At 66.0% G+C, this 21,590-nt stretch carries 19 protein-coding genes; 3 read left to right on the top strand and 16 right to left on the bottom strand.

Annotated elements, in window-relative coordinates:
* Window positions 1-36: 36 nt before the first annotated feature.
* The 16 genes from NFH98_RS19465 to fliF all read right to left on the bottom strand — a co-directional run bounded on the left by NFH98_RS19465 (window position 37) and on the right by fliF (window position 16,274).
* Complete coding sequence (locus NFH98_RS19465; RefSeq protein ID WP_349623056.1) at window positions 37-1,344, bottom strand: autotransporter outer membrane beta-barrel domain-containing protein; 1,308 nt, start codon at window positions 1,342-1,344, stop codon at window positions 37-39.
* Between the two features lie 307 nt (window positions 1,345-1,651).
* On the bottom strand, window positions 1,652-2,419 hold the full coding sequence (locus NFH98_RS19460) for an SDR family NAD(P)-dependent oxidoreductase (protein WP_222568679.1): 768 nt from the start codon (window positions 2,417-2,419) through the stop codon (window positions 1,652-1,654).
* A 71-nt stretch (window positions 2,420-2,490) separates the two neighbouring features.
* Complete coding sequence (locus tag NFH98_RS19455) at window positions 2,491-4,623, bottom strand: capsule polysaccharide biogenesis protein (RefSeq protein ID WP_349623055.1); 2,133 nt, start codon at window positions 4,621-4,623, stop codon at window positions 2,491-2,493.
* Window positions 4,624-4,786: 163 nt separating this feature from the next.
* On the bottom strand, window positions 4,787-5,581 hold the full coding sequence (fliR, locus tag NFH98_RS19450) for a flagellar biosynthetic protein FliR (protein WP_108448597.1): 795 nt from the start codon (window positions 5,579-5,581) through the stop codon (window positions 4,787-4,789).
* A 55-nt stretch (window positions 5,582-5,636) separates the two neighbouring features.
* Window positions 5,637-5,906 (bottom strand): flagellar biosynthesis protein FliQ, encoded by a 270-nt coding sequence (fliQ, locus tag NFH98_RS19445; protein ID WP_045992443.1) that lies wholly within the window; start codon window positions 5,904-5,906, stop codon window positions 5,637-5,639.
* A gap of 70 nt (window positions 5,907-5,976) precedes the next feature.
* Window positions 5,977-6,771 carry a flagellar type III secretion system pore protein FliP gene (gene fliP / locus NFH98_RS19440; protein WP_045992442.1) on the bottom strand — a complete coding sequence of 265 codons (795 nt, stop codon included), beginning with the start codon at window positions 6,769-6,771 and terminating at the stop codon, window positions 5,977-5,979.
* Window positions 6,771-7,184 carry a flagellar biosynthetic protein FliO gene (gene fliO / locus NFH98_RS19435; protein ID WP_045992441.1) on the bottom strand — a complete coding sequence of 138 codons (414 nt, stop codon included), beginning with the start codon at window positions 7,182-7,184 and terminating at the stop codon, window positions 6,771-6,773. The genes fliP and fliO overlap by 1 nt, the downstream gene beginning before the upstream one ends.
* Window positions 7,181-7,693, bottom strand: coding sequence for a flagellar motor switch protein FliN (gene fliN, locus NFH98_RS19430; RefSeq protein WP_348827252.1), 513 nt, complete (start codon window positions 7,691-7,693; stop codon window positions 7,181-7,183). Before fliN ends, fliO begins: the two co-directional genes overlap by 4 nt.
* Window positions 7,686-8,732: a flagellar motor switch protein FliM gene (fliM, locus tag NFH98_RS19425; RefSeq protein WP_045992439.1), complete on the bottom strand. Its 1,047-nt coding sequence runs from the start codon at window positions 8,730-8,732 to the stop codon at window positions 7,686-7,688. Before fliM ends, fliN begins: the two co-directional genes overlap by 8 nt.
* A 9-nt stretch (window positions 8,733-8,741) precedes the next feature.
* The gene (gene fliL / locus NFH98_RS19420) at window positions 8,742-9,230 is read right to left on the bottom strand and encodes a flagellar basal body-associated protein FliL (protein WP_045992438.1); all 489 of its coding nucleotides are present in this window, start codon (window positions 9,228-9,230) and stop codon (window positions 8,742-8,744) included.
* A 236-nt stretch (window positions 9,231-9,466) separates the two neighbouring features.
* Entirely contained in the window at window positions 9,467-10,894 is a 1,428-nt protein-coding gene (locus NFH98_RS19415; protein ID WP_348827251.1) for a flagellar hook-length control protein FliK, read from the bottom strand.
* Between the two features lie 17 nt (window positions 10,895-10,911).
* The gene (gene fliJ / locus NFH98_RS19410) at window positions 10,912-11,364 is read right to left on the bottom strand and encodes a flagellar export protein FliJ (protein ID WP_045992437.1); all 453 of its coding nucleotides are present in this window, start codon (window positions 11,362-11,364) and stop codon (window positions 10,912-10,914) included.
* Window positions 11,361-12,758: a flagellar protein export ATPase FliI gene (fliI, locus tag NFH98_RS19405; RefSeq protein WP_348827250.1), complete on the bottom strand. Its 1,398-nt coding sequence runs from the start codon at window positions 12,756-12,758 to the stop codon at window positions 11,361-11,363. The genes fliJ and fliI overlap by 4 nt, the downstream gene beginning before the upstream one ends.
* Window positions 12,755-13,504 carry a flagellar assembly protein FliH gene (fliH, locus tag NFH98_RS19400; RefSeq protein WP_348827249.1) on the bottom strand — a complete coding sequence of 250 codons (750 nt, stop codon included), beginning with the start codon at window positions 13,502-13,504 and terminating at the stop codon, window positions 12,755-12,757. The genes fliI and fliH overlap by 4 nt, the downstream gene beginning before the upstream one ends.
* Before the next feature lie 48 nt (window positions 13,505-13,552).
* Window positions 13,553-14,557: a flagellar motor switch protein FliG gene (gene fliG / locus NFH98_RS19395; RefSeq protein ID WP_045992434.1), complete on the bottom strand. Its 1,005-nt coding sequence runs from the start codon at window positions 14,555-14,557 to the stop codon at window positions 13,553-13,555.
* A complete protein-coding gene (fliF, locus tag NFH98_RS19390) occupies window positions 14,550-16,274 on the bottom strand; it encodes a flagellar basal-body MS-ring/collar protein FliF (RefSeq protein WP_349623054.1) in 1,725 nt (574 codons plus the stop codon). The genes fliG and fliF overlap by 8 nt, the downstream gene beginning before the upstream one ends.
* 254 nt (window positions 16,275-16,528) lie before the next feature.
* Between fliF and fliE the strand changes: the two genes are divergently transcribed.
* From fliE to NFH98_RS19375, 3 genes are all read left to right on the top strand, one after another.
* Complete coding sequence (gene fliE, locus NFH98_RS19385) at window positions 16,529-16,864, top strand: flagellar hook-basal body complex protein FliE (RefSeq protein WP_045992432.1); 336 nt, start codon at window positions 16,529-16,531, stop codon at window positions 16,862-16,864.
* A 126-nt stretch (window positions 16,865-16,990) separates the two neighbouring features.
* Complete coding sequence (locus NFH98_RS19380; protein WP_348827248.1) at window positions 16,991-18,670, top strand: methyl-accepting chemotaxis protein; 1,680 nt, start codon at window positions 16,991-16,993, stop codon at window positions 18,668-18,670.
* 184 nt (window positions 18,671-18,854) lie between these two features.
* Window positions 18,855-20,723, top strand: coding sequence for a methyl-accepting chemotaxis protein (locus NFH98_RS19375; protein WP_222516330.1), 1,869 nt, complete (start codon window positions 18,855-18,857; stop codon window positions 20,721-20,723).
* The last annotated feature ends 867 nt before the right edge of the window (window positions 20,724-21,590 follow it).

Genomic DNA, 21,590 nt, shown 5'->3' with positions numbered 1-21,590 from the left:
GGCCTACGCCTTGTGCGCCAGGCTGTCCTGGAAGGCCTAGAAGTCGTAGGACAGCGAGACGCTGATCACGTCGTATTCGGTAGCGCTGCTGCCCAGTGTCGTCTGGCCTGCGAGGGTAAAACCCACGCCGGGGCCGAGTCGCTGGGTGGCACCGAGCTCCAGCACGGTACGATCGTCATCGCTCCCTTCGAGAAAGTCGGCGTCGTCGTCCACGTCGCTGGACACGTCGTAGTGGTAGAGCAGGCCGGCGAACAGGCGGCCGGTGAAGACGTCGGCACCCAGTCGAACGCCGGCAAAGACTTCGCCGGTTTCTTCGCCGTAGTCGGTTTCCCCCTGCAGGTAGTCGCCATCCACATCGTCATCCAGATAGGTCCCGCCCAGGGTCAGGCTTGAGTCGATCCGGTGCTGGCTCGTCAGCTGATAGCTCGGCAGGTGGTAGGTGGCGGCGCCGCGTGCTCCCCAGCGATCGCCGTCGAGATCGATGCCTTCGACCAGATAGTCGCGTCGTGCGCTGCCGTCCAGGTCCTGAAACAGCAAGGTAGCGTCTAGCACCAGGCGGTCGTTCAGCAGGGCGATGGCGGCGTAGGGCGCGACCATCTCGCCGCCCAGGTCGGTGTGGCCACCACTTTGTCCGTCCAGGTACATCTCGCTCTTGCCGGCGGCCACGCCGACCAGCAGGTTGTGGTAGCGGTAGTCGATGCCCAGCAGGGCGACCTTGCCATCGCCGGAGTAGTCCGAACTTCGGGTATCGCCGTCGAGATCACCGATCTCGGCGGTGCTCCAGACACTTATCCCCGGCGGACGCTGATAGGGACCGTCGCCGAGTGGGGCCATGGTGGCGTCGATGCGCTGGGTGACCGGCCGAAAGTTCTGGACCATAGCCTGTTTCTGGGCGCCGTACAGGGTCTGGTCGAGTTCCAGCAGGCCCAGTGCATCGGCCAGGGCGAGGGTGCCATCACGGCCGAGCGCATCGAGGCGCCCGGCGAGCAGCACCTTGCCTTCGCCGTCGCTGAGCACCACCGGGGTCTGACCATCGACCTCTGCCAGGGTGCTGCCCGCAGGTAGCCTCAGGGTGACGGGTCTGTCATTGATGCGCACGAACACACGGCTTCCTCCTGTCACCGCCTGCTGGCCGAGCAACTCCAGGGTCAGGGGGCGATCTTCCAGGGTGCCGACGAAGGTGGTGGCGCTCTGGTCGAGTGGCGCGAGGTCGACGTCAAGTGCAAGGGCACTCGACGAGGCGCTGCCAAGGGTCTGGGCGAGGGGCAGGGATCGCCAGGCACGCAGCATCGAGGCGGCATGGCGGGGAGTCTTGGGGGGCGGGGAGAACTGTGGCTCGTGCATAGGATCATCCTTGATGGGCGAAGCCGGCTTCCTGCCAGGCTGTCTGGGGTAGCACCTGACACTGACGAGGCGATCATGAAGATCAGTGGTCGATGACGTCGACTTCATGATTTGGAATGAGTGACGGTCATTGTTAAGCATCATGGCTTTTGGGGTGCGAAATCCTGTGCGGATAATGCTTGTGTGAGGGAGAGTTGGCGTTTTACCGGCAAGAGTGGTGTCAATACCGACGTGATTGATGAAATTCGGGCGTTCGCAGCAGGGGCCTATGTGGCCACTGCTGCCTTGATGTCTTGCTCAGACGACATCAGGGCACGCCGTAGCCGAACCATCGCATCAAGGCCTGTGCCAGCCTCGGCGGCAACAGGGTCAGCCCCTGGGTGGCGAGGCACAGTGGCAGCGGGAAGCTGACCCTGGGACGATTGGCATCGATGGCCCGGGCAATGCGCCGAGCCGCCCTTTCGGGGGAACACATGAATGGCTTGGGGCCGGGCATCGCCCGGGCCATGGCCGAATCCACGTAGCCTGGCATCACCAGGGTGACGCCGACGCCATCGCTGGCGAGTCCTCCGCGCAGAGCCTCGGCGTAGGCCTTGATGCCAGCCTTGCTGGCGCTGTAGCTGGGGGTGACCGGCAGCCCATGCCAGGCGGCCAGTGAGCTGATGAAGACAAGCTGGCCACGGCCTCGACGCTGCATGGCAGGGGCAAGCTGGCGCGCCATTTCCATCGGCACGCGTAGATTGATTTCCATCAGCTGACGTCCTGCCTGAAGCGATTCGCCGTCGCGGCGATCGACCACGCCGGTGTTGATGCCGGCGCACATGATCACGATATCCGGCGTCCGTGACAGCCCCGCAAGCCAGGCCTGTCGGGCGTCGTTGTCTTCCAGGGGGCCGCTCGCCAGGCTGACCTCGGCGCCTTGGTCGCGACAGCGCTGCCCTATCTCTGCCAGCGTGTCCTGGCGACGCCCATGAAGCACCAGATGATGCCCTGGCCTGGCGTAGTGGCGCGCCAAGGCGCCGCCGATGGCGCCGGTGGCACCGGTAATCAGGATCAGGCGCTGGGGGGCCGTCATCTGTCGAGTCCTCCTGTGGTGGCAAAGGGGCAAAGGGGCAAGGGGCAAGGGGCAAGGACTGGCGCTCCGTCTCAATAGCGCCCGTACAGATAGCGCCGGACGTGTCGGTAGAGGCGTTGCCACAGCCTCAGCCTTGGCCCTTGCTGGCGTTGGCGTTCGAGCAAGGTGATCGCGGTCTCGACGTTGATCGGCTGGCGGGTAGCGGGGTCCACGTACCCGGGGTAGTGGATCAGTGCCGCTGCGACCAGTACTTCCAGGGTGGCGCGCCGACATCGCCGAGGGGGCGTCGCTGCCTTATCCCGGGTCAGTCCCCAGCCGGCGTAGAAAGGCAGGCCATAGGTAATCACCGGGCGATTGCGGAGTAGCGCCTCGAAGCCCGCCAGGGAGGTCAGGGTGTGAACCTCGTCGACCTGATCGATCAGGGCAGTGATGTTGCCCTCTGCTGCCAGCACATCGTAGGCCTCGGCGGGAACCTGCTCGCCCTGGCGTACGCCGGCGACCACGTCTGGATGGGGACGATAGAGCAGGAAGGCGTTGGGGTGGCGGCGGCGCACCTCTGCAAGCAGGGCGCGATTGGTGCGGATCTCGCAGGCACCGTGACGTACCGAAGCGTCACTTTCCACCTGGCCGATCACCAGCAGCCGGGGACGATCGCTGGGCAGCGCTGGCAAACCGGGCTTGGGCGAGGCGTCGTGGCCGTCGTTGTACTTGGACAGACCCCGTTGTACCAGCCGCGAGATCAGCCTGCGTGCGCGCAGATGGTCCCGCGGGCTGAACTCGCCATTCTCGATCAGTCGCTCGAGCTCGCTGGGACGGGTGGGGTCGTAGTGGATGCCGGCCCCGTCGATGACCAGCGACAGCGGCCGAGTGAGATCGATGCCGAGCCCCACCGAGCGCAGGAAACCGTCTTCCATGCGATGGACATCGTCTCTTCGGGGATATTGGCTGCCCCACACCAGATGATTCACTGGCGTGGGTGCTGGGTCGGATGACGTTTCAGACGATGAATCGGTCGATTTCAGCGAGCTCAGTGGCAGCTGATCGACTCGCGACAGGGGGCCGAGGAAGTCCGTCACGAAGCCGCGCTTCCATCGCGACAGACCGTAGCATCGCCAGTGCCCGGCGCCGCGCTGTATCTGACGGCGCTGATCCTCCAGCAGGTCCAGGGTGTCGTCCAGCGTCGCTGGCTCGCCGGTATAGGGGTTGGCGTAGCGTGTGTAGCGCAGGTAGGCGGCGGCGAATACCCGGGCCAGGGAGGCTCGTCGCTGGCGCCGCGCGCAGCCTTGTCGGTCCTGGGTGAGGCCCCAGCCGGCATAGAACGGCAGGCCGTGACAGGTGACCGGCAGGCCCGCCAGCAGCGCCTCGAAGCCGAGTTGACTGGTGACCACATGGACCGCCTCGACCACGTCGAACAGGGCCCAGGGATTGATGTCGTCGGTGATCAGGCGGCAGCGGGGACGGCCGGCGGCCCCCAGCAGGTGGCCCTGGCGTCGCCCGGCGATCACCTCCGGATGGATCTTGATCAGGATTTCGGCCTCGGGATGGCTTTCCAGGGCCTGTTCAAGCATACGAACAAAGGTGGCCTCCGAGGCCCGGCCGCCGACAATGGAGGCGTCGTCTCGGGTCTGGTCCACCACCAGCACCCTGGGCCGGGATGATTCGGCCAGGCGGATGTCAGGGGCGTGGTTGTACTTGGACAGTCGGGCGAGCCGCAGGCGCGCCATCAAGGCGTTGGCCCGTGCTTCCTCGGTGGCGTCGATGTCGGCGTGGTTGATCAGGGTCTCGAGATCGGAGGGCCGGGAGGCGTCGTAGTGGATGCCGCTATGATCCACCACCAGGGAGAGGCTGGCGAAGCCTTCGTCGGCGGGCCCCCAGGAGCGCACGAAACCGTCTTCCAGGGCGACGAAGGGCAGGCCCTTGTCCGTCGCCAGGCGCCTGGCGCGACGGGTGGTCCCCCGGTTGCCCCAGCCGAGCACGGCGGCGGGGCGGCAACGGTGGCGCTGGCGCCAGGGCCGAATGCGGGAAAATTCCGGCAGGCAGGGGGCGAGTATCGGTAGCCGGGCCAGGGCATCGGTCGCCGTCAGGGCCTGGTTGTCTGTCGGGGCCTGGTCGTCTGTCGGGGCATGGTTGTCTGTCGAAGCATAGGTCGCCGTCAGGGCGGTGGGCTGCCTGTCCTGCTCGTCCGTGTGTGGTGAAGCGCCCATGCGTGCCTGCATCTCGCCGATGATCGGGGGTCCATCGTATCAGCGTGGCGCTAGCCGCCCTGGTCTCGGGTGTGCCGCTGCCTGCAGCCCGGTGAGTCACGGCTTGATCGGGGTCGTTCGCGAGTCTGATATCGCGCCTGGCTTCCAATCGCTTCCGGCACCGTCAGCTTGCCAGGGGCGCCAGGGTGTCGAGCAGCGACTGCAGGAAATCCAGACCCTGGTGGAAGTGGCGCTGCAGAAAGCGACCGAGGTCGGTCATCAGGACCATCAGCAGTGCCAGGCCGACGCTGAGAGAGGTGGGGAAGCCGATATTGAATACGGTCAGCTGGGGTGCTGCGCGATTGAGGATGCCGAGTGCCAGGTTGATGGTCAGCAGCGGGGCGACCAGCGGCAGCGCCAGCAGCAGGCCGGTGGCAAAGATGGTGCCGCCGTAGCGGGCCAGCAGGATGAAGGCTTCAGGGTTGAAGCGCTGGATGCCGATGGGCAGGGTCTCGAAGCTGGTGATCAACAGTTCCAGCACGATCAGGTGGCCATTCACCGCCAGGAACATCAGTAGCGTGATCATGTACAGAAAGCGCGAGATCACGACCATGTTGGTGCCGCTGGAAGGGTCGAAGAAGGTGGCGAAGGCCAGGCCCATCTGCAGCCCGATAAACTCACCGGTGGCCTGTACCACCACCAGGATGATCCGCACGCACAGGCCCATGGCCACGCCGATGATCAGCTGTTCGACCACCAGGCCGAGGCCGGCCCAGGAGGCCACCGGGACATCGGGCAGTGGTGGCAGCATCGGCGAGATGACCACGCTGATGGCACCGGCCAGCCCGATCTTGGCCTGGGTAGGCACCGCGCTGTGGCCCCACAGGGGGGCGCTCAGCATCAGCGCGGTGATGCGCATGAACGGCCACAGGAACAGGCTGAGCCAGGCATGCAGCTGGGTGAAGGTGATCTCGACCATCAGGACGCGGGCGCCTCGGGGATAGGGCCGGTGGCTTCAGCGCAGGCGGCCCGGCTCAGGACACCAGCGCCGGGATACTGGTAAACAGCTCCCGGGTGAAGGTGATGATCAGCTGCAGCAGCCAGGGACCGGCCAGCACCAGCACGGCAAACACGGCCAGGATCTTGGGAATGAACGACAGCGTCATCTCGTTGATCTGGGTAGCGGCCTGGAACAGGCTGACCAGCAGGCCGGTGAACAGCGCGGTAAGCAGCAGCGGCGCCCCCAGCAGCAGGGTCACGCGCATGCCCTGGTAGGCCAAACTCATGACGGTTTCGGGATGCATGACGAGTCTCCTTGCTGGCGCCGCCTTGTCTGGGCCCGTAGGCCTTCGCCGGGGCCCTGTCGTCGGGGGCCTATAAATAGAAGCTTTCCGCCATCGAGCCGATGATCAGCTGCCAGCCGTCCACCAGCACGAACAGCATCAGCTTGAACGGCATCGAAATGGTCACCGGCGGGACCATCATCATGCCCAGTGACATCAGCACGCTGGCGACCACCAGGTCGATGATCAGAAAGGGGATGAAGATGGTGAAGCCGATCTGGAAGGCGGTCTTCAGTTCGCTGGTGACGAAGGCCGGTACCAGCACCTGCAACGGCACGTCCTCGGGACCGGCCAGGGGGCCGACCTCGGACAGGCGGGCAAACATGGCGAGGTCCGGCTCTCGGGTCTGGCCCAGCATGAACTCGCGAAAGGGCTGCTGGGCGAGCTCGATGAACTGGCCAAAATCGATGGCGTCGGTGGACAGCGGCAGCCAGGCGTCCTGGTAAACGTCGCTGAGCACCGGAGACATGATGAAGGCGGTCAGAAACAGCGCGAGGCCCAGCAGCACCTGGTTGGGCGGCGTCGAGGCGGTGCCCATGGCGGTACGCAGCAGGCTCAGCACGATGATGATGCGGGTAAAGCTGGTCATCATCAGCAGCGCCGTGGGCAGAAAGGCCATGGCGCTGAGCAGCAGCAGGGTCTGCAGCGACAGCGACCATTTCTGCCCGCCATCGGCCATGGGTTCACTGATCAGGCCCGGGATCTGCTGGGCCTGGGCCGGGCCGGCAGCCAGCAGACAGACAACCAGGGCCAGTCCGAGGCTGGCCACCAGTGGCGTCCAGGGACGGGAGTAGAGGCTGCGCTGAAGAAGTATCAACTGTCGCATCACCGCTCTCGCCGACCAAGGTTGGCCTTGAGAGCCTGGCCCAGGCGCTCGCCAAAGCTGTCACCCTGCGGCGCGTCCGGCTGGGCGGGCGTCGCCTCGTCGGTCGGGGCGGGCAGGCTGTCCAGCCGATTGACCTGACCGCCGCCGACGCCGAGCACCAGCCAGCGATCCTGGACCTGAACCACCACCACGCGCTCGCGCTGACCGACGGCGGTGGAGCCGACCACCTTGAGTCGGGACTGCTGGCCGTGAAAGCCGCCGCCCCGCCGCTTCAGCCAGGCGGAAAGGCCCAGCAGAATGGCGATGATCAGTGCCAGGGCGGCGGCGGTCTTGCCCAGCATGGCCAGTCCCAGCAGGCTGTCGCCTCCCTGGGCCAGTCCGTCGACGGCGGCGCTGGAGGTGGTCTCGTTCATCGGTTGAGCTTCTGCACCCGCTCTGAGGGGGTGATGATCTCGGTGATACGGATGCCGTAGCGGTCTTCGACCACCACGACTTCGCCCTGGGCGATCAGGTAGCCGTTGATCAGGATGTCCATCGGCTCACCGGCCAGCCCCTCCAGTTCCACCACCGAGCCCTGGGCCAGTTCCAGCAACTGCTTGATGGTCAGGCGGGTGCGACCAAGCTCCACGGTCAGCTTGACCGGGATATCCATGATCATGTCGAGCTCGCGGGCAGCGCTGGAGGAGGTGCTTTCACCGAGCGGGCGGAACACGCTGTCTCCTGCGGCGCGCGCTGCGGCAGGGGTATCTTCTGGGGCCTGCTCGCCCGGGTTCTCCTCGGCGGCCTGCTGTTCGGCCATGGCATCGGCCCAGGGGTCGTCCTCGCCAGCGCCATCGCTGGTGGCATCGTCCTGTTGTTCGGACATGGCGGCGGCCCAGTCGTCGTCGCCGACAGGGGAGTCGGGTTTATTGGGGTCAGTCATGGTGCGATTCCTTGGAAGGAGGCCGAGAGCCTTTGACGAAGGCGTTGCTGGGCTGGTGACCGGCGGCGTGGTCGAACATCCGCAGGACTCGGAGGGCGCGCTGGTCGCGCTGGCTGCCGTATTCGCATTCCATCACCGGCACCTCGTCGACCTGGGCGGTGACGGTATCGGGCAGTTCGAGCGGCAGGATGTCACCGACCTTCAGCGCCATCACCTCGGCGATGCGCGAGTCGATGGTGGCGAAGTTGGCCACCAGCTCTACCTCTGGATGACGCAGCTCGCCGGCCATACGCCGGTGGAAGGCGCCGTCCTTGTCGCGACTGTTCTCGCTCAACGGGTTGGTCAGCAGGTCCTTGAGCGGTTCGATCATGCTGTAGGGCATGCAGATCTGGAAGCTGGACGAGAGGTTGCCGACCTCCAGATGAAAGCTGGTACTGACCACGATCTCGTTGGGCGAGTTGGTGATGTTGGCGAACTTGGACTGCATCTCCGAGCGCAGGTAGCTGATGTCCAGCGGGTAGACGGACTTCCAGGCCTCGCTGTAGCCATCGATGGCCATGTTCAGCACGCGCTGGATGATGCGCTGTTCGGTATTGGTGAACTCGCGCCCTTCGGACTTGGTGACGAAGCGGCCGTCACCGCCGAACAGGTTGTCCACCACCATGAACACCAGGCTCGGGGGAAACACGATCAGGGCCGAGCCCTTGAGCGGTTTCATGGCGATGATGTTGATGTTGGTGGGCACCGGCACGTTGCGCGAGAACTCGCTGTAGCTGAGGTAGCGCACGGCGTCGACGCTGATGTCGGCGCTGCGCCGCAGCAGGTTGAACATGCCGGTGCGGAAGTGACGGGCGAAGCGCTCGTTGATGATGTCCAGGGCCTGCAGACGCTCGCGGATGATGCGCTGCTGATTGGCCGGATCGAAGGGGCGCAAGCGCCCTCGAGCTGCATTGTCTTCGCCCTCGGCATCGTCGTCGCCGCTGACGCCCTTGAGCAGTGCGTCGATTTCTTCCTGGGACAGGAGATCGTCTTGAGACATGGGGGCGACCTATTGGACGATGAACTCGGTGAAAAGCACATCATCGATATGGATGCGCGGACGCTCGGGGCCGAGCACGTCTTCCAGGGTGGCGACGATATCCTCGGCCAGGGCCTTCTTGCCCGATGCGCTGACCAGTGTCTCGGCCTCGCGGTCCGACAGCAGCAACAACAGCTGGTTACGCACCTGGGGACGGTGCTGTTCCAGCGTCTCGAGGCTAGCGTCATCGCTGAGCTTGAGGGTCAGGCCGGCGTACAACAGGCGCGGTCCGGCGTTGTCTTCGGCCAGGTTGACGGTGAAGGGCTCCAGTTTCAGGTAGATGGGCGCCGTATCTTCAACCGCGCCGGTGCTGGCCTGAGCCATATGCTCGCCGAAGGTGTCTGCTGATTCTGCGTGCGCCTTTTCCTGGTACAGCAGGTAGAACCCGGCCGCGGCACCGAAGGATGCGAGGATGACCAGGATCACCAGACACCAGATGAGCCGTCGAGATTTCGCCATGTCCTGAAGTCCTGAGCCTGTGGCCCCTCGAGGGGCGGTAATGTACTAGCGTGCGGGCGTGCCGCAACCTTAGTATGCCGTCAGGCATCGGCGATCGATGGCGAGAACAGGCACCGAGTTCGTGCCTATCTTGGGTATTTGTGGGGTGAGCCCCGCCGCTCACGCTGTGTAGCGGCAGGGGGTGCCTGGAAGGGCGTGGGTCAGGCGCAGGTCAGGCGCGTGTCCAGCCCTATGCGTCAGGCGTAGATGTCCACGCGGCCATCGTCTGACTCGTGGCGCTGGTCAGGGGCAGAGCTTGCCGTGGTGGCCGGCTCCATCGGCTCGCCCTTGCCCTGGCCGGAGGCTGCCAGCGATGGCTGGCCGCGAGAGTCCGAGGGTTGCTGGCCGCCAAACTGTGCGCCCTGGTCGCTCACCGAGGCGTCACCGAGCTGGATGCCCTGTTCGGCCAGGGCTTCGCGAAGCTGGGGAATGGCCTGCTCAAGGGCCTGGCGCACCTGGGAGTGGGCCGAGAAGAACTGGGCCTGGGCACCGTGCTCGCCCAGCTTGAGGGTCACCCCCAGCGAGCCGAGTTCGGCGGGGTGCAGGCGCAACTCGACCTGCTGTTCGCCCGCACCGCCCTGGCTGGACAGCCTTGCCAGGGTCTGGCCGAGCTGCTGCGGCCAGGCGGCCTGGTTGAATGACAGTGAGGCATTGGTACCCGGGGGCATGGCGGCGGCCAGGGAGGAGCCAAAGGGCGACGCGCCCCGTGCCTGTGAGGCGGTGGGCGAGAGCACGGCATCCAGCGAAGCGTCGGCCTCGCCCCGGGCAGCGCCAGCAAGGATCTCGCCGGGACGCAGTTCCGCAGCGCCTGACCCTGTGCCCTGGGCCATCCAGCCGGACGTGTCTGGAGCCAGGGCGCCGGGTGCGAGGCCCGCCGGGGCAACGGGTGCCTGTCCTTGTAAATTACCCTGCGCATTGCTGCCGGCGGCCATGGCTGCCTGCTGCGCCGCCGAGGGAGCGCGATCCACCGGATGCTCGGCCCTGGGGAGTCGATGCAGCGCCGGGAGCGCGTCCTGTGCCAGGCGTGACTGGGCGGGCGCATTTTCCGTGGCGGCGGTGGCGTCGAGGGCGGCGCTCTGCAGTGCTGGGGCCTGATTCTGGACCTGGACCCGAACCAGGGGCGAAAGCTGAGCCTGCGCCGACGGCCCTGATGGCGGAGACGTCGCGAGCGCCGGTGTGGCCTGGGCTGCGACGTCCAGCGGTAGTGCCTGCTGACTTGCGGCGCCGCCTTGTGTCAGCAGTGCATGCGCCCCGCCGGGGAGCTGCCCGGCAAGCGCTGCGCCTGTAGCGTCCCGCGGTGCGCCGTTCAAGCCTGGTGCGCCGAGTCCTGATGACGCCAGCTGGCCTGCGTCAGCAGCGGGCTGCCCGTGGGGGCCCGGGGCCGATGAGGCAACGGCCAGCAGTGCCAGTGTCCAGTCCTGGGGCTCGCTATGGTCCTGATCACTGAGCGCCGTGTCGCTGGCCTGGCCATTGGCGGGGCGCCCGGTATTGTCGAGGGGGGCCGCCTGGCCGCCGAGTGCGGCCAGGCGCTGGGCGAAGTCGCCACCGATCGGCGCGGCGGCGCCCTTGCTGCCACTGGCCTGGGAAGAAACGGGGCCTGCCAGGCCCAACAGGGTGAGGTCCATGGTGAGTTCCTTTGAGGTCAGTAGCCGCCGGGCATGGCGCTGCCGCGCTGCAGTCGGCTGTTGATCAGGTCGTCGCTGGAGCGCTGTTCCTGGCGGGCCTGCTGGCGCAGGCCTTCCTGGGCACGGCGTTCGGCCAGGGTGTCGTAGGCGCTGAGGCGCTGCTGTTCGTGTTGCCACTCGCGCTGGCTGTCGCTGACCTTCTGGCGCTGTTGCTGGAGCGCTCGTCGTGCGGTGGCCAGGGCATCGTCAAGCGACAGCAGGAAGCGCTGAGTATTGTGCAGGGTGGCCGGATCGATGCCACTGCGCATGTTCTGGTGCAGACGCTCTGCGTATTCCTGTCGGTAGTGTTCCAGCGACGACAGCTGATCGGCGACCTGACGCTCGTCTCGGCGGGCGCTGGCAAGGTGCTGCATCGCCTGGTCGCGGGCGTCCCGGGCCAGCTCGGTCAAGGTGTCCAGAGGGGTTCTCATGGGGTTCCTCCCAGGGTGGACGAGAGCGCCTGACGCGAGGCCTCGAGGGTGGCGCATTCGTCGATTCGCTGTTGCAGAAAGGCTTCCAGATCCGGATAGCGGCGCACGGCTTCGTCCAGGCGAGGGTCGTGGCCGGGCTGGTAGGCGCCCACGCTGATCAGGTCACGGTTGCGCTGGTAGCGCGAGAACATGGCCTTGAAGCCCTGGGCCTGGCGGCGCTGGCCGTCGTCGACGATGGCGTTCATGGCCCGGCTGATCGAGGCTTCGATGTCGATGGCGGGGTAGTGGCCGGATTCCGCCAGGCTGCGCGACAGCACCACGTGGCCATCGAGGATGGCGCGGGCGGAGTCGGCGATGGGGTCCTGCTGGTCGTCGCCTTCGGTCAGCACGGTATAGAAGGCGGTAATCGATCCCCCACCGGGCTCGGCGTTGCCGGCGCGCTCCACCAGCCCCGGCAGTTTGGCGAACACCGAGGGCGGATAGCCCTTGGTCGCCGGAGGTTCGCCGATGGCCAGGGCGATCTCGCGCTGGGCCATGGCGTAGCGGGTCAGCGAGTCCATGATCAGCAGCACGTTCTTGCCGTCGTCGCGAAAGCCTTCGGCCAGGCGGGTGGCGTAGGCGGCGCCCTTGAGTCGTTGCAGTGGCGAGGTGTCGGCGGGGGCCGCCACTACCACGGCACGGCGCCGGCCCTCGGGCCCGAGGATGTTGTCGATGAAGTCCTGGACCTCGCGGCCACGTTCGCCGATCAGTCCGACCACGATGACGTCGGCTCGGGTGTAGCGCGCCATCATGCCGAGTAGCACCGACTTGCCGACGCCGGAGCCGGCGAACAGGCCCATGCGCTGGCCGCGGCCGACGCTGAGCAGGGCGTTGATGGCGCGGATGCCGACGTCGATCTGTTCCTCGATGGGAGCACGAGACAGGGGGTTGAGCGGCGGTGTGGCCAATGGCGCCCGGGGGGCGTCATCCAGTTCACCGAGACCGTCCAGCGGAGCCCCGGTGCCGTCAACGACCCTGCCCAGCAGGCTCTCGCCCAGCGGAAAGCGTCGCGAGGCATTGACGCTACCGTCGCCCAGGGGCAGCACCCGGGCGCCGGGCATCAGTCCACTGATCTCGCCAAGCGGCATCAGGAACAGGCGATCGCCGGCGAAGCCGACGACCTCGGCCTCGGCGTAGTCGTGCGCTGAGCCGGCAGCGGTGTGATCTGCCGTGCCGGGAAGCTCGATGCGACAGCTGTCACCCAGCGCCACCTGCAGGCCGACGGCTTCGATGACCATGCCAGTGGCGCGCACCACGCGGCCTGTGGCCCTGGTCATGGGCAGGGGCTCGACGCGATGGGCGACGGCCTTGAGGGCGTGCTGCCAGCGCTGCTGGTGGGTCTGGGGGCCGTTCATGGCGCATCGTCCTCGTGGGCGACGCCATGATCCTCTGGTTCGGGGGTGTGGCGCGGGGCCCTTCTGCGCACCTGGCGATTCACCGCCTGCCAGCGACGCTCCCAGGTGGCGTCGATATCGCCCTGTTCGCCGCTGACCCGGCAGCCGCCACGGTGCAGACGCTCGTCGGCGCGCAGGGTCCAGCCGGCGGCCTCGAGCTGCTCGCCCAGGTGGCGCTCCACCAGGCGCAGGTCGAGCGGGTGCAGCCACAGGCGCTGGCGTCCCACCAGGGGCGGATCGGTGTGCAAAAGCCGCTGGACCAGCTCCACCACCTGGCGTGGCCGGGCCTTGAGGGCGTCATCCGCCAGCTGCCGGCCGGTGGCCAGGGCCAGGTCGGTCAGATCCTCGGCCACCGCATCGTCCAGCTCGGACAGTGCCGTGCGGAACTCGTCGACGAGTCGGCCAAGCGGTGCCAGGGCCTCTTCACAGCGTTTGTCCAGGGCGTCGGCGATCTCCTGCTCGGCGCGGGCGCGGCCCTCGGCCAGGCCCTGCTCGAGGCCCTGGGCCAGTCCTTTCTGGTAGCCCTCGTCGTAGCCCTTCTGGTGGCCCTGGACATGGCCCTCGCGGTGGCCCGTCTCGCGGGCCCGGCGGCGTTCGTCATCGAGTTCCTGGCGAGTGGGCGGGCGCGGGGTCGCTGCGGCCTCGGTGGTGCCGTCGTCGCCTTCCTCGGGCAGCTCGCCCATGTTCCAGCGGCGCCATTGGCTCATGCCGAGACCCTCCTCGCCGGCGTGCCAGGTTCACTGAATCGAGGTGTCCTAGACATAGGCTTCGTCGCCTCCGCTGAGCACGATTTCGCCGTTGTCGGCCAGGCGACGCACCACCTGCAGGATGGCCTTCTGCTCGGTCTCCACCTGGGAGATGCGAATGGGCCCCCTGGCGTCCATGTCTTCCTGCAGCAGGTCGGCGGCGCGCTGGGACATGTTGACCAGGAACTTGGCCTTGAGCGTTTCCGGGGCTCCCTTGAGCGCGATGACCAGGCTGTTGGTCTCGATCTCCTTGAGCAACAGCTGGATGCTGCGGTCGTCCAGATCGCCGATGTTCTCGAACAGGAACATCTCGTCGATGATCTTCTGAGCCAGGTCCTCGCTGTGGGCGCGCACGGTGTCGATGGCGGCCTCTTCCTGGGTGGTGTTCATCAGGTTGAGGATCTCCGCCGCGGTACGTACACCGCCCATCTTGCTGCGCTTGAGGTTCTGGCCGTCGAGCATGCTGGTGAGCACTTCGGTGAGTTCCTGCAGTGCCGCCGGCTGGACGCCGCTGAAGGTGGCGATGCGCAGCACCACATCGTTGCGCTGCTTGTCGTCGAACAGCTCGAGCACGTCGGCCGCCTGGTGGCGCTCGAGGTGCACAAGCACGGTGGCGATGATCTGTGGATGCTCGTCACGGATCAGCTCCGCCACCATGGACGGCTCCATCAGGTTGAGGGCGTCGATGCCGCTGCTGGTGCCGGCAGTTTCGAGGACGTCCTCGATCAGGCTGGAGGCCCGTTCGGTGCCGAGCGCCTTGGTCAGCACCGAGCGGATGTGCTCGCTGGAGTTCATGTTGAGACCGATGAACTCCTCGGTCTCGGTGTGGAAGTCGTGCAGCACGCGACGCATCTCTTCGTGGGAGATCTGCCCGAGCTGGGTCATCTCCCTCGATAGCTGCTGGATTTCCTTGGCATTGAGAAACTTGAACACTTCCGCCGCGCTGTCCTCGTCCAGGGCCAGCAGCAGTACGGCGCTGCGGCGGATGCCGCTCGAGGCTTCGATGTTAGTCATTGGCGTTCATCCAGCTGCGTACGATCATGGCGACCATGCGGGGATCTTCCTGGGCCAGCTCGCGCAGGTCGTTGAGGTTCTGTTCGTAGGCGCTGGCCTTGCGCCGGCGGCGGTTGTCGCGGCCGTAGGTGGCGTCCTCACCGTCGGTCGTCTCGCTGTCACCCTCGGACGCCTCTTCGTCGTCGCTCTCGTCGTCGCCGACCCGTGCCGAGAAGGCGCTGGGCATGGGGGCCGGGGCCACCGGAGCCTCGGTATAACGACGGATCAGCGGACGCAGCACGAGCAGGTAGAGCAGAGCGACGGCCAGGATGATCAGCAGATAGCGACCGAGTTCCTTGGCCAGTTGATGGACCATCGGGTCCAGCCACCAGGTGGGGGCTTCGACCTCGGGTGCCTGGGCGAATGCACTGTTGACCACCGACAGGGCGTCGCCGCGGCTTTCCGAGAAGCCCATGGCCTGACGCACCAGTGCCTCGATCTCGGCGAGTTGTTCCGCTGACAGGGGGGTGAGGGTGGCTTCGCCTTGCTCATCGACGCCGTCCTGGTAGTTCACCACCACCGCGGCGGACAGGCGTTCGATGCCTCCCTTCTGGTACTGCACATGCGATACCTGTCGATCCAGCTCGTAGTTGGTGACGTCATCGCGCCGCAGGCGTTGCGGTGACGCCTCTTCCTGTTCGACGGTATCGGCGGCGGCCTCGTCGTTGTCCGGCTGCGCGGCATCACCGTTGTCGATGGGTGACGCGGCGGTACCTGGCGCGGTGTTGCTCAGGGCGCCGGGAATGCCGCTGGCCAGGTCACCCTGGCCATTGATGTCCAGGCTGGTCTGGCGGCTGCGGACCGCCGCCTGTGCGGGCGGCTGGTTCGGGGTGTAGCGCTCCTGGGTCTCTTCACGCTGGGAGAAGTCGATCTGGGCGGTGACCTGGGCACGCACGTTGGCATGGCCGACCAGCGGCGCCAGGATGTCCTCGATGCGCCGCTGGTAGGAACGCTCGATTTCGGCGACGTAGTCCAGCTGCGAGCCGTCCAGCCCCAGCCCACCAGCGTCGGCCGATGACAGCAGGCGCCCGTTCTGGTCGATCACGGTGACGTCTTCACCGGCCAGGTCGGGCACGCTGGAAGAGACCAGGTGGACCATGGCAGCCACCTGGCCCTCGCCGACACGTCGGCCAGGCTCGAGTGTCAGCACCACCGAGGCCTTGGCCGGCTGACGCTCGCGTACGAACACCGAGTCCTTGGCCAGGGCCAGATGGACACGGGCGTTGGCCACCGGGCCCAACGAGGCGATGGATCTGGCCAGCTCGCCTTCCAGGCCGCGCTGGTAGTTGATCTGCTCGGCGAACTGACTGATACCGAAGGCCTGATCCTGCATCAGTTCGAGGCCGACGTTGCCGCCGTGGGGCAGGCCCTGTTCGGCAAGCTGCAGGCGCAGGGTGTGCAGCTGGTCGTCCGGCACCATCAAGGCGTGGCCGCCGGCGGAAAAGCGATAAGGCACCCCGCGGCTATCGAGTTCAGTGATGATGGCGCCGCCGTCGGCTTCGCTGAGATTGCTGAACAGGACTCGGTACTGTGGGCGCGAAGCCCACATCACCAGGGCGATGATCAGAGCAATCGCGGCGGCGCCCCCGATCATCAAGGGAATCAGGGGTTTGCCGCGTAAGCGGGACGTCAGCCCGGACAGGGGGCCGGAGCTTGAGGCGGAGGCCGCTGAGCTCATGGACGACTCCCGTCGGGGGACGGCAAATGGGGGCTGTTCATTGGCATGACCGGTGGTCCGTGGGTCGGGTGGCCGCGGGCGGTGCCCGGTTCTGTGTTGATGCCCATTATCCCGGGGCTGTGGCCAGCCAATGATCGAAATAGCCCATGTTTTGACGGCCATTTACTTCGATGACGGTGCGCTCGCTCTTGTTAGGCTTGCTGTCGTGGAGGCGATGCGCCTCCGTCACCGGCCAACGAGACACAGGACCCGTCATGTCGACTCCCGCGATGCAATCGGCCCTTGCCCAGATGACCACCATGGCCCGCGAGGCCAGCCAGGTGTCGTCCCCGACACTGGGGGGCAACACCGAGGCGGCCCAGGCCGACGCCGGCTTCGCCGACGCCTTGAAGTCGTCGATCCAGCGCATCAACGAGCTCAAGGCCACCGCCGATTCGCAGGCCAAGGCCTTCCAGGCCGGGGTGCCGGGGGTCGAGCTCAACGACGTCATGGTCGACATGCAGAAGGCCAGCGTGGCCTTTCAGATGGGCCAGCAGGTGCGCAATCGCCTGGTATCGGCCTACAGGGATGTGATGAACATGCAGGTGTAGGTGCCGCGCTCGGCTACCCCCTCGGCGATCCCCCCATCGTCTGCCGACATTTTTATGTAATGTTTTGCTGATATTCCTTCGGCACCCGCTCGCCCGAGAAGCGGGGCAACCAGGGATATTCGCTCCATGACGTCTTTTCGAACGCTCTCCATACGTGCCAGCGGGCTGCTGGCGTTGTCTCTCTTCCTGATATTGATGGTCGGACTGGGTGGACTGGGCCTTTATGCCAACCAGCAGGGACGAGAGGCTTTCGATGTAATGCGCGACGAGCACGTCGGTCAGTTCCGTCTGCTCAATCTTGCCCAGACCAGGGTCTTTCGTTCACGCGTCGAGATGGATCGGGCGGCCAGGCTGACGCGGGTGCCGTCCTTCGATCGACCGGGTCCGGTGATCGCTTCTGCCGAGACGCTGCTGAGCGAGGCCAGGGAGGCCTTCGAGGCCTTCATGGCGATCGATGTCGGCGAGGCCCAGGCAGACAACAAGGCGACGCTCGAGCGCCACTTCCGCTCGCTGGTATCCACCGGCCTGGAGCTGCAGCTGATGTTGCTCAAGGAGGGAGATCTTGGCGCCTATGATTCGGGCCAGGCTCGACTGACCAGCATGAGCCAGGCCTTTGTCGATAGCGTGGAGGCCTTTTCCACCCTGGCGCTGGAGCAGGAAGAGGGACTGGCTGCCGGCTTCAGGCACCTGGCAGACAGCATGAACCTCGCCCTGGCGGCGGCGCTCACCCTGGCTCTGGTGCTGGCCATGGCAATGGCTCTGACGGTTCGACGCTACCTGCTGGTCCCGTTGAAGCAGCTGCTGGAACACTTCGAGGCGATGGCCCAGGGCCGACTCGAGCGTCGCCTGCCCGATATGGGCAGCAGCGAAGTGGGCCAGCTGTATCGGGGCGTGGAGTCACTGCGACGGGCGTTGGTGAAGAATATTCGCGGGATTCGCGAGACCAGCGATGACCTGCGTCACAATGCCGAACGCATGCTCGATGATGGTCGCGAACTGGCCACCCGTACCCAGCGCCAGGCATCGGCCCTGGAGCAGACGGTCGCCAGCCTCGAGCAATTGACGGCGACGGTGGCCCAGACGGTGCAGCATCTGGGGGACGCCAACCGCCTGGCGGGCGATGTGGGCAAGCGTGCCAGCAAGGGCAGCGAGGGCGTCGCAGCGGTGGCGGCGGCCATGGACGAGATCCAGCGCCATGCCGACCAGGTGCAGGCGATGGTCAAGCTGATCGACGATATTGCCTTTCAGACCAACCTGCTGGCCCTCAATGCCTCGGTGGAGGCTGCCCGTGCCGGCGAGCACGGCAGAGGCTTCGCGGTGGTAGCGGCGGAGGTGCGCGGCCTGGCGGCGCGCAGCGCCGAAGCGGCCGGCGAGATTCGCAGCCTGACCGGTGCTTCCAGCAAGAGCGTGGCCGATGGCGCGAGGCAGTCCCGCGCCGCCGATCTGTCGATCCAGGGGATAGCGGCGGCAGTCGGGCAGTTGGGGGGCCGAATCGCAGAACTGGAACAGGCCGCCGGAGAGCAGCATCAGGGCCTCGATCAGATTCATCGGGCGATGGCCGAGATCGATGCTGTTACCCAGCGCAACGCCCAGATGGTCGAGCGCTCACGGGAGGAAGCCGAACGTCTGACTGGCACCGCCCTGGCGCTGGGGCAATCCAGTGCGCACATGCAGCTGTCCGACGAAGACGACGACACCTGCATCGGCGAGATGACGGTAAGAACGCAACGCTCGTGGTGGCGGGGGCTGCAGGCCTGGCGCGAGCGCCGGCAGGCCAGACGATTGACGCAGGGTGTCAGCGCCTGACGGGCGCGGCCCGTTTCCCTATCGTCGATGAGTCGCTCGGGAGCCGTTCGGGAGCCATTCGGGAGCCATTCGGGAGGCGAAAGGGGGTAATCGTCAAACTTGGGCTAAAGAGGCATTCTCGATGGCCGATAGTCGCTTGTGTCGACCTTGCAGCCGCAAGGCGTAACCCTTGACAGAGAGCGACATGATTCATTCCTTGAGATTTCGGCTCCTGCTGACCACCGTGGCCGTCATAGTGGTGGCCCTGGCCATCAATGGAGCGGTCAACCTCAGCATTCTGCATCACCATCAGGAGCGCCAGGATGCGCAGCAGCTGGCCTCGGTCGCCGAAGGCAATCGGGTGGCCATCGATGAGTGGGTGTCGAGCCACGCACGCCAGCTCGAGGCACTGGCGCCGGCAGTGTCCGATGCCGATCCCCTGGCGGCGCTGCTGCAGTTGCAGGCCGGTGGCGGCTTTCTCACCACCTATCTGGCCGAGGCCGCGAGCGGAGATGCGATCTTCTCCGACGGCTGGGATGCCCCCGCAGACTATGATCCGCGTCAGCGCCCCTGGTATCAGCAGGCCGTTGAGGCTGAAGCGACCGTGGTGACCCCTCCCTACAAGGATGCCAACACGGGGGGGCTGGTGGTGACCTTCGCCACGCCCTTCTTTAATGAGGGCAGGCTCGAGGCGGTGGCGGGTGGCGATATCACCATCGACGGTGTGATCGATGTGGTGGCCGACATCGCGCCGACGCCGAGCAGTTTTGCCTTCCTCGTCGATGGTGAGGGAGCCCTGGTGGCGCATCCTGATGCCACGCTGAGCCTGGCGCCGGCGACCGAGCTGTCTGCGCGTCTGACGCCGGATTTCCTGACGCAGCTGGGTGACCAGGCACGCCCTGTCACCGTAGACATCGGCGGACGGCAGCGCGAGCTTCTCGCCACGCCCATCAGCGGTACCGACTGGCGACTGGTGATTGCCCTGGACAGCCGGGAGGCCGGTGCCAGCCTTCAGCAGGTGACACAGGCAGCGCTCTGGACTCTGGTGATCGTCGGCCTGGTGGCACTGCTGCTGCTGAGCGTGCTGTTGACCCTCGCGCTCAAGCGACTGTCGATTGCGCGGGATGCCATGGCCGACGTCGCCAGTGGCAACGGAGACCTGACCCGCCGCCTGCCGGAGGACGGCAAGGATGAGGTGGCCCAGATCGCGAGTGCGTTCAATCGCTTCGTGTCGCGCATGGAGGCGGTGATGATCACCATCCGGGACAGCAGCGAGTCGGTGCGGGTTGCCGCCGGCGAGATCGCACTGGGAGGGCAGGACCTGTCGCGGCGCAGCGAAACGACCGCATCGAGCCTGCAGCAGACCTCGGCATCGATCGAGGAGATCACCAGCACCGTGGCGCATACGGCGGCGGCCTCGCGCGATGCCAGGCGGCAGTCGGGGGAGGCCACCGACGTCGCCGAGCGAGGCGGTGAGGTGGTGGACCAGGTGGTGGACACCATGGAGTCGATCACCGAGTCCTCTGTGCAGATCGGCGCCATCGTCAAGGTGATGGATGGTATCGCCTTCCAGACCAACCTGCTGGCGCTCAATGCTTCGGTGGAGGCGGCCCGGGCCGGGGAGCATGGCCGTGGCTTCGCCGTGGTGGCCAGTGAGGTACGCCAACTGGCCACCCGATCCGCCGAGGCTTCCCGTGAAATTCGTAGCTTGATCGAGACCTCCGGCGAGCGCGTGGCCAGCGGTACCGAGCTGGTGCGCCGGGCGGGCGAGACCATGGGCGAGATCGTTCAACAGGTCGGGCGCGTCACGTTGAGCCTGGACGAGATCAGCGTGGCGGCGGAAGAGCAGAGCGAAGGTATCGCACAGGTCAATATCGCGGTGGCGGAGCTGGACCGCATGTCGCAGCAGAACGCGAGTCTGGTCGAAGAGTCTTCTGCTGCCACCGAGCACCTGCTGGAACAGGCCGACCGACTGGGGCGGATGGTGGCAGGATTTACCCTGAGTGAGGCTGCCAGCTCTGCCTCAGCGCCGGCCAATCACCCCGAGCGGGTTGCCGCGCCAACCCCCGCTTGATGCCCTGTTAGTGGGCCGGGGGCCGGGGCTTTCCGGCCCCCGCTTCAACCCTCCACTTCAACCTTCCACTTCAACCCTCCAGTTCCAGCCCAGGTTCTTCCCCCTGGCGGCGCAGAGCCTGAGCTGTTCCCTGCCATGCTTGTTACACCAGGCCAGCAGGCACTCTGCGTCCCGGCCTCCTCTCGACGAGAGATGCCGGGGCGCGCGGTGTCCCTTGGTGGTCTCTCCCATGACCGGCCCCACGCTATCTACTTTCTACTTTTCTCTGCCTCTACCTTTCTCTGTCCCTCTGTCCCTCTGTCCCTCTGTCCCTCTGTCCCTCTGTCCCTCTGTCGCTCTGTCCCTCTGTCCCTCTCTGTCTCTGTCCCTCTCTGTCTCTGTCCCTCTCTGCCTTCTGATTCTTGTGTTCCTCCGCGCCCTGCAGGGCGCCCGTCATCACGTGCCCGGTGATGGCGGAACGTCGATTGGGGGCCAGGAGGGCCTCCTTGAGAAGGATCAGACTGGAGGAAGCGCGCGCCTGGAGCGGCCTGGGAGCTAAAGTTCGGCACAGTTAGTTGCCCTGCTCAATGGCGACTCCCTCATAAAAGCGGCCCTCCGGGCGCCCCCTCATGGCCTTGGCGCCGAGGCGGGGTGTTAGAAGATTACATTTGTTGGATGCTGGCACTTCTGACGATCAAGAAATGTTCTTCGCCAAGATGGTGAAGTTTTAATGAAAAACAATACCGTCGCAGTTAATTATTAAAGTTCTATGCCGGTCGTGACTCACGCCTAACCTAAATTATCCAACACTTGCTTTAATTATTGTACCGAAGAACTAGGCACGAAGCTTTTAAATGTGCCGTAACGACATTATTGCAATGAGCATGC

The organism is Halomonas sp. H33-56 (assembly GCF_040147035.1).
Lineage (GTDB): Bacteria > Pseudomonadota > Gammaproteobacteria > Pseudomonadales > Halomonadaceae > Halomonas > Halomonas litopenaei.
The sequence above is the reverse complement of the archived record's forward strand: the minus strand, read 5'-3'. Positions and strand labels throughout refer to the sequence as shown.